At 56.7% G+C, this 7,168-nt stretch carries 5 protein-coding genes and 2 pseudogenes; 6 read left to right on the top strand and 1 reads right to left on the bottom strand.

All coding sequences use genetic code 11. From position 1 onward, the window contains the following. Positions 1–447: 447 nt before the first annotated feature. Entirely contained in the window at positions 448–756 is a 309-nt protein-coding gene (locus tag EOB59_RS32870) for a transcriptional repressor TraM (protein WP_095482578.1), read from the top strand. Between the two features lie 3 nt (positions 757–759). Here EOB59_RS32870 and traR read toward each other — a convergent pair whose 3' ends face one another. Continuing rightward, positions 760–1,464 carry a transcriptional regulator TraR gene (traR, locus tag EOB59_RS32865; RefSeq protein ID WP_095482577.1) on the bottom strand — a complete coding sequence of 235 codons (705 nt, stop codon included), beginning with the start codon at positions 1,462–1,464 and terminating at the stop codon, positions 760–762. A 363-nt stretch (positions 1,465–1,827) separates the two neighbouring features. On the opposite strand from traR, the gene EOB59_RS32860 reads away from it, so the two are divergent. The 5 genes and pseudogenes from EOB59_RS32860 to EOB59_RS32840 all read left to right on the top strand — a co-directional run. Then, positions 1,828–3,441: a hypothetical protein gene (locus EOB59_RS32860; protein ID WP_095482576.1), complete on the top strand. Its 1,614-nt coding sequence runs from the start codon at positions 1,828–1,830 to the stop codon at positions 3,439–3,441. Then, complete coding sequence (locus EOB59_RS32855; RefSeq protein ID WP_095482575.1) at positions 3,431–4,438, top strand: dienelactone hydrolase-related enzyme; 1,008 nt, start codon at positions 3,431–3,433, stop codon at positions 4,436–4,438. The genes EOB59_RS32860 and EOB59_RS32855 overlap by 11 nt, the downstream gene beginning before the upstream one ends. Before the next feature lie 871 nt (positions 4,439–5,309). After that, positions 5,310–5,927, top strand: a pseudogene (locus EOB59_RS32850) (lyase family protein); the annotation flags it as partial. Between the two features lie 267 nt (positions 5,928–6,194). Next, positions 6,195–6,415, top strand: a pseudogene (locus EOB59_RS32845) (cold-shock protein). A gap of 49 nt (positions 6,416–6,464) precedes the next feature. Further along, a partial coding sequence (locus EOB59_RS32840) for an IS5 family transposase (RefSeq protein WP_128290170.1) occupies positions 6,465–7,168 on the top strand: 704 nt, incomplete at its 3' end.

Genomic DNA, 7,168 nt, shown 5'->3' with positions numbered 1-7,168 from the left:
CGCGACCACCGACCCGAATAAAGCAGGCATTCGGATTGACCTGTCGGGTATCGGCGCTCGTGAAAAATAGGAGCCATCGCAAATAAACGATCAATAGATTGTCCTTGCTCAGTTGGCTGTCAGCTTTGTGACGGCCTCCGGCGTGTTGGCAATCTGCCCGAGAAACGCGCCTCCACCCAGCCCGCGTTCAGCTCCCGGAAATTGTGTCTTTGGGGCCATCCAGTCCGATATAGTAGGTAGTTGTCATCATTTCCCTCCTGTTGTCGTGGCAGTGAATATCGTACCTGCCGTCGCATTCTGGCGGCCGCAGGTGACGCGCACCTGGGCGGAAGGAGCACGGGGTCAAAAGGTCTCAGGGCCGAGTCATCTCGGATCCGAACCCCGGCTAGGGTTCAAAGGGTTCGTCGTCAGCGGGGGCGTACCGCAGCCAAACCTAAGGGGACTGGAATGGAATCGGACGACGCGACGTTGAAGGAAAAATTCGAGCTTCGGCCGATAGTGGGGCTCACGAGCGGACTTCCCCCGACCGACCTGGAGACCCTCACGATCGACGCCATCCGAACCCACCGGCGTCTGGTGGACAAGGCCGATCAACTTTTCCAGGCATTACCTGAGGAGTATAAGTCACGAAATGTGATCGGCGGCGCTCGGCATCTCTGTTACATCGAGGCCAGTATGGAGATGCACGCGCAGATGAGCGTTGTGAACACGCTGATCAGCATTCTCGGCTATATCCCGAAGGCATCGGTGAACTGAGCTTCAGATCAACTTTCTGCGGATGGCGAGGGCAGTCAGGTGCGTCGTTGTATGGACGTCGAAGCGCTTCTTGGTCTCGGCAAGTTTGACGCGTACGCTGTTGTACTTTACTCCCTCCAGTTCCGCCACTTCCTCCATCGTTTTGCCGACGGCGATCCAGCGAAGATAGGTGGCCTCCTTGGGGTCAAGATAGGCAGCCCTTTCGACGCTGGGCGTTGCCTGCAGGAAGGTGATGCGGGCATGGAGCTGGGCGACCGCCGTTGCCGCGGCAACGGCGTCGATCTCCCGGTCGAGTTCGATTGTCAGCTTCTCCGAGGCCAGGGTGAACATCGACATCGAACCGTTCGCCGTTCTGACGGGGATGGTTATGCCGGAGCGGATGCCGAAATCAGCCGCGTGCGCGTAAAACGCGCGTTGGGCTTTTGAAAGCCGCGGCCTCTCCTGATCGCCGCTCCACGTGAAGGTCCGCTTCATGGTTTTCGCGCGTCCTACGACCGGATCGAGCGCAGAATAATTTCGTCCGAAGTACACTGACTGCCACTCTGGATGATAGTTCGAAATCGCGAGCGTATGGCCGGGCTGGATGTTGAGATAGGCATACCCGCCAAATCCGATCTGTTCAGCCAGGCCAGCCAGAGCATCCTTAAGGTTGCGTTGATCGCCTTCGACAGCGGTAAGGTCAGTCAGCTTATCCAGCCAGTGCTGCATTCGTTTTCCTCCCTGAACGCATCGGCGATTTCGTGTGATCCCCCGATGGCCAGTCAAGGCGGCGAGAACGGGCCTTCAACTCCTCATGAGGTGCGCCCGCTACGATCGGTTCGGCAAAGCGGACCAGCCTTCACACCGGATCACTTCGTTCCGACGTAGGGTCGTTCCGGCGTAGGGGACATTTGCCATGCTCAGTTCGCATGACCGACGCAACAACCGTGTTCAGCCTCTCCAGCGGGTCGCCGGTATTCGATCCTCTCCCGTGCCGGCCAAAATCGAGTTGATAAAAACGTTGATCAAGGACGAGAGCACGATAGGATACGAAGGCTAGCGAAACGAAACGAAAGCAGCGCCTGTAAGCCATTGATTAAGAATGGAAAAATATTTCTCCCTCCGCCGGGAGACGAAAGTGATTTCAAAGAAATATTCAAGCGGTTGGCCGCGGCGGGTGCTGGTAGGCCATTGGGCAAGGACGGGTTTCCTGCAGGCCCATGGACGCCCGAGCTTCTCGCAGAGGCGATTTCACAGATCGATTCCAACCGGACTGGGGTCGATCTGCGAACGGTGCAGCTTTGGTTTCAAGAGAACGAGAAGGGAATTAGCACTGCCAATATTCGTTGGCTGGCGAGGGTTTTTGGGTGCGATGATCCGGTGGCAACAAGCGAATGGCAGATGGAGCTTAGTGGGGCGCAATCGCGGTTATCGGCCAAGAGACGAGAAGGGAAGAGAGCCGGAAGCAGCGTTGCACAGGAGATTCCAGATACAGCACTGGCTGCGACCTTCGATGACGACTCAGCGTCTCCGGCAGAGCTAAAACGGGATACTGACGCCAAGGGGCCGAGGCGGCGTTTTAGTTTGGCGAGGAAATCGGAGGCGTTTTTTAGTCACGGATCTCCCCTGAATTTACCGGCGTCGGTGTTTGCGGGTGTCACCGCTCTTGGGTTTTTGTCGTATATTACGGGGATTCACAGCGTGACATATGGCCGGGCGGATGGCGTCGTCAAGCAGGTTGGGTTTCTTTGGACAGCGAATTGGACATTCGTCTTCATGGTATTTTTGCCACTGTTTTTTGCCTTCGTGACCGAGCTAGTGACCTTTTGGAAAGATGAAGGCCGCCCAAAGCTTGTAGCGCAGGGCGACAAGATGAAAAGCGACGATGCCTGGGCGCGCAGCGTAGAAGCTTCTTCGTATTCATATTGGGCGGTTTTTTTGATTTGTGTGCTGTTCGCCGGTCTTTTTCAGTGGATCGGCGTGTGTTTGATCCCGTTGATGCAAGGCGCTGGCAACTATGCGACGGATTGGGGCTCGTTAGCGATTGTGCGCCCTGAGGTCATATCGGTGCCGGAAGCGGTCGTATTCACGGGGCTCGCTTACCTATACATGTGCCTGTGCTTTTATCTGTTCTTCGTAGGGCTCATTTTGCTCTATACGGTGATCCATGATCTTTGGAGAATTGGAGAAGAAGCGAGTAATCGGCCGGAGGTGGATTATCAACACGAGCTCAATGAACCCAGCCTCAGGGTTATGCGTGGGATTTTTCGGTGTACTGTTTTGGGGGTTCTGATTGCCATAGTCATGAAGGTCCAGAGTGCTTACCTGACATCGGGTGGAGAGAATATTGTGGCTTGGTTGGTCGGCGATATGTCTTCCGCCTTCTATGGGCGCAATGATGTGAGCGCCGGGATCAGCTATCGTAGGCCGACCCATTACAGCAGCCTTCTTATCGCTATTTCGACCTGTGTTGTATTTCTGTACGGCTCCATCCGTTTAGGGGTCGAACGTCGGTTTTGCATGCCTTTGTGGAGGATGTCAGCGATCGTAGCGTTACTCGTGGCTGGCTACTTGCTGATCGATGCATTTGCTGGCTTTTCGATCCTTCTAGGCATTGGAGTGCTGCTCGCGATATACAGCCTGGTTGATCCAGGGTTTGGTCGATGGCGAGCAAGTGAGTTAGGAAACAATCAGAGTGTATCATAGCTGGCTTGATCGTTGGGATGAGCGGCGGGCGCGACGCGGTGAGGAAGGGAAAAAAACAACGGATTTCGTCCTTGACGCGGAACGCGCCTTTCCAGGTGCGAAGAAGATAACAAGTATCGAGGGGTTCTGTGCCCTTGCGGACCAAGCCGTGGCTGATCCAGCCTTTTTCGATGAGCCGAGTGTGAGTGATCAGGGTTTTGAAAGACTAGATGGGTGGCTCAAATTTCCATCGGACATTTTTACTGATATCGAACAGAACAATGTCGTCCCGGCGAAAATCACAGAAAGCGGGTCGTTCAATCAGGCGATGGTGATTTTTCACCATTGGAATGCAAGCGCCCGGAATCGTCAGATTGCCAACTTTTTCTCGCAGAGTGGCATCACGGTTGTCGAGATTGCTATGCCTTATCACTTCGAACGCAGCCGTCCCGGCTCCGTGCACGCCGACTATATGCTTAGCCCTAATCTCGGTCGAACGATCCAATCTGTTAGGCAGGCAGTGTTGGATGGGCGAAAACTCATACGTTGGCTGAAAAGCGAAGGCTATCGTGAGATTTCGGTTCTCGGAATGAGCTTAGGTTCCTGGGTTGCGGCCGTAGTCGCGGCACACGACTTGTCTGTGTCAAAAGCCTCGTTGTTTCTGACGGCGGGGAGTCTAGCGGATATGGTTTGGACGGGTCGCGCGACACGATCGATACGCGATAGCCTTGAGCCTGAGATTGAGCTGACCGATCTCAGAAGGGCCTGGGGTCCACTTGACTTGGAGAATTACGCGCATAGTTTGGCACGGCCTGGTCTCGATCTTCAGGTTGTGTTGGCCAAGAGAGACAAAGTGGTGTTGCCAGAGCTATCGGAGAGGTTCATGCAGATGCTGAAGGACGCCGGGGCTAGGCCAAATATTTTGGAATTAAACTGTGGTCACTATTCGCTCGCCATGCCGCCTTACATTTTGTTGGCCGGTTTGAGCTTGAAGCGGTTACTAACGCGCGGCCGTTGAGCGGTTTCTGTCGTCTGCTGACAAGTCGGCCCGGCGAGCATGAGTTTGGCGTTGGCCGGTCAGTTCACCAGCAAATTCTCTGGTAGGCGTCACGACACGATCAGGCCGCCCTGGACTACATGACCAGGCTCGAACAGGACATGTTCGAAGTGTCGAGCGCCACTGTCAATCATAGCGCCACCCTGGGCTCAGATCGATATCGCGGCATCCCGCACTAGTTCATCTTCGCGATCGCTCTAGGACTGCTCGCGACCTTCTATCTCGTGATCCATCAGCGATACGCCTTCGTGAGCCGTCGCGATCAGCGTATGCCTTCGTTCGCATCGCTGTTCGCCCACACACATGACGCGATCGCGGGTCACGGCACTCAGGCTCATTCTCGACAATGCAGGGCTTACGAAGCCCCCTAGTGCAGGCCTGGCCCTGCCCTGCCAGTCCGGCGAGGACCGGGAGAGCGGGGGACAAGCAGAAAAGCGGAAGGGGGATCACCAACCCGAAGGGCCGGTGCTGCAGGCCGAAGGCCGAAGCACCGAATCGCCATTCCACGCGTACCATGGGTGCGGTGCACGACTCGCGTATGACAGAGACAGTCCGAAAGCATCGCCGATAAAGGGGGTGGGTCGGTTCGACGACCTCGACCCCCGCCGGTAAGGGGATAGTGTCCTGAAGGTTCTGCAAAAAGCTCTGGAGAGAGAACAGCCCTTACTCTGAGGCGAGGGGCGGCCATGGCACGCTGGTGACGTTACGACCACCGATTCCCGTGGAAGGGGAGTGCCATGACCAATCGAGACGTTAGACTGAGCAGAGGCGAGTTGAAAGCGTTGCTGTTGTCGGATGAGGACGGCTTCCGCAGAGTTTTCTCGAAGTCAATCTCGGCGGAACCGCGATCGGGACGGGAGTAACCGCGACGCCCTTCTACAGGGCGCGGGCGCTCGAGTACCTGTCCCACAGCACCGGGCTCCAGCTGGTCGGGTCCAAGGATTTGTTTGAGGCAAGCTGGGACATGGGGGCCTTCATGCTTCACATGGGCCTCCTGAAGAGGATAGCAGCAAAGCTGTCGAAAATCGCCAATGACTTTCGGCTACTATCGAGCGGCCCGCGCGGGGGTATCGGCGAAATTCTGCTTCCGGCCCTTCAGCCCGGCTCTTCTCTGATGCCTGGGAAAGTGAATCCGGTTGCGGCCGAAGCGTTGAACCAGGTCTGCTTTTACGTATACGGCATGGACACGACGGTTGGCATGGCTGCGGAAGCGGGACAGCTTCAGCTTAATGCCATGGAGCCGATCATCCTCTTTAGCATCCACAACGCCATGGATCTTATGCGCAAAGCGGTTCTGACATTTACGAAGACCTGCGTCGAGGGCGTGCAGGCTAACGCGGCTAGATGCGAAGCCAACCTGACCGGCAGTACCGCGTTCGCAACGGAACTTGTGACGACCATGGGCTATGAGGCGGCCGCTAAAGTCGTAAAAGAAAGGCTAGCGAGTTGACAGTCTCGCGCCTTGGCGTGATGGAGCGCAGCAATGCCAAGCAAAGTCGTTTCCGGCGGATTGCTCGGCCATCAATTTCACGTTCCCAAAAGAGAGGATGGCGAAACAGAAAAGCTCACTGATAAATTCTGCCCTCAGCTTACGGCCGAGTTTTGGAAGGCAGAGGCAAGAGGAAGACAACCATCATATCGACGTAGTCAGGGCGATGGCTAGATTGCCTTCGCGCGGGTGAAGACTGCTCGCCTTGCCAAGATAAGGAATAGGCGCGTGGCTACAGGTACGGTGAAGTGGTTTAATGCGACAAAAGGCTTGGGTTCATCCAACCCGACTCCGGCGGTGCGGACGTCTTCGTTCATATATCTGCCGTTGAATGATCCGGGTTGAGGGCCCTCGCCGATGGCCAAAAGGTCAGCTATGAGGTCGAGCAGGACCGGCGCACTGGAAAAATCCTCTGCTGGCAATCTCAAGGCGATCTAGCAGGCTGTTGAAAAAGGGCTCGCGGCGATGCTGTGAGCGTGATTCAGTTTCTCCGGAGAGATTCGGAGAACAAGGCATGCGCGGGGGGACGGACGGTCTGGCGAGTTGTTCAGTTATGTTGATCTCGAGGCGCGGGTGCGGCGCGATCATCCGTTGCGCCGCATTCGGGGGATTGTGAACGAGGCGCTGGCGACGTTGGAGCAAGACTTGGCGGCGCTGTATTCGCCGATGGGGCGGCCTTCGATCCCGCCGGAAAAGTTGCTGCGAGCGATGCTGCTGCAGGCGTTCTACTCGATCCGATCGGAGCGGCTTTTGATGGAGCGGCTGGAATACGACCTTCTGTTCCGCTGGTTCGTCGGTATCGGCGTCGACGACGCGGCCTGGGACCATTCGGTGTTCTCCAAGAACCGCGACCGGCTGCTGGAGGGCGACATCGCCGCAAAGTTCCTGAGCGCGGTGCTGGCGCAGCCCAAGGTCAAGAGGCTCCTGTCGATGGATCACTTCTCGGTCGACGGGACGCTGATTGAGGCCTGGGCGTCGATGAAGAGCGTCAAGCCGAAGGACGGCTCGGGCGAGCCGCCGGCTGAAGGCGGCGGGCGAAACGCGAAAGCGAACTTCCATGGCCACAAGCGCTCGAACGACACACATGCCTCGACCACCGATCCGGATGCCCGGCTCTATCGCAAGGGCAAAGGCAAGGAGGCCAAGTTGTGCTTTATGGGACATGGCTTGATGGAGAACCGCCACGGCCTGCTGGTCGACGT

Origin of the sequence: Mesorhizobium sp. M7A.F.Ca.MR.176.00.0.0 (genome assembly GCF_004023165.1) — a bacterium.
Lineage (GTDB): Bacteria > Pseudomonadota > Alphaproteobacteria > Rhizobiales > Rhizobiaceae > Mesorhizobium.
This window is presented reverse-complemented; position numbering and strand designations above follow the sequence as displayed.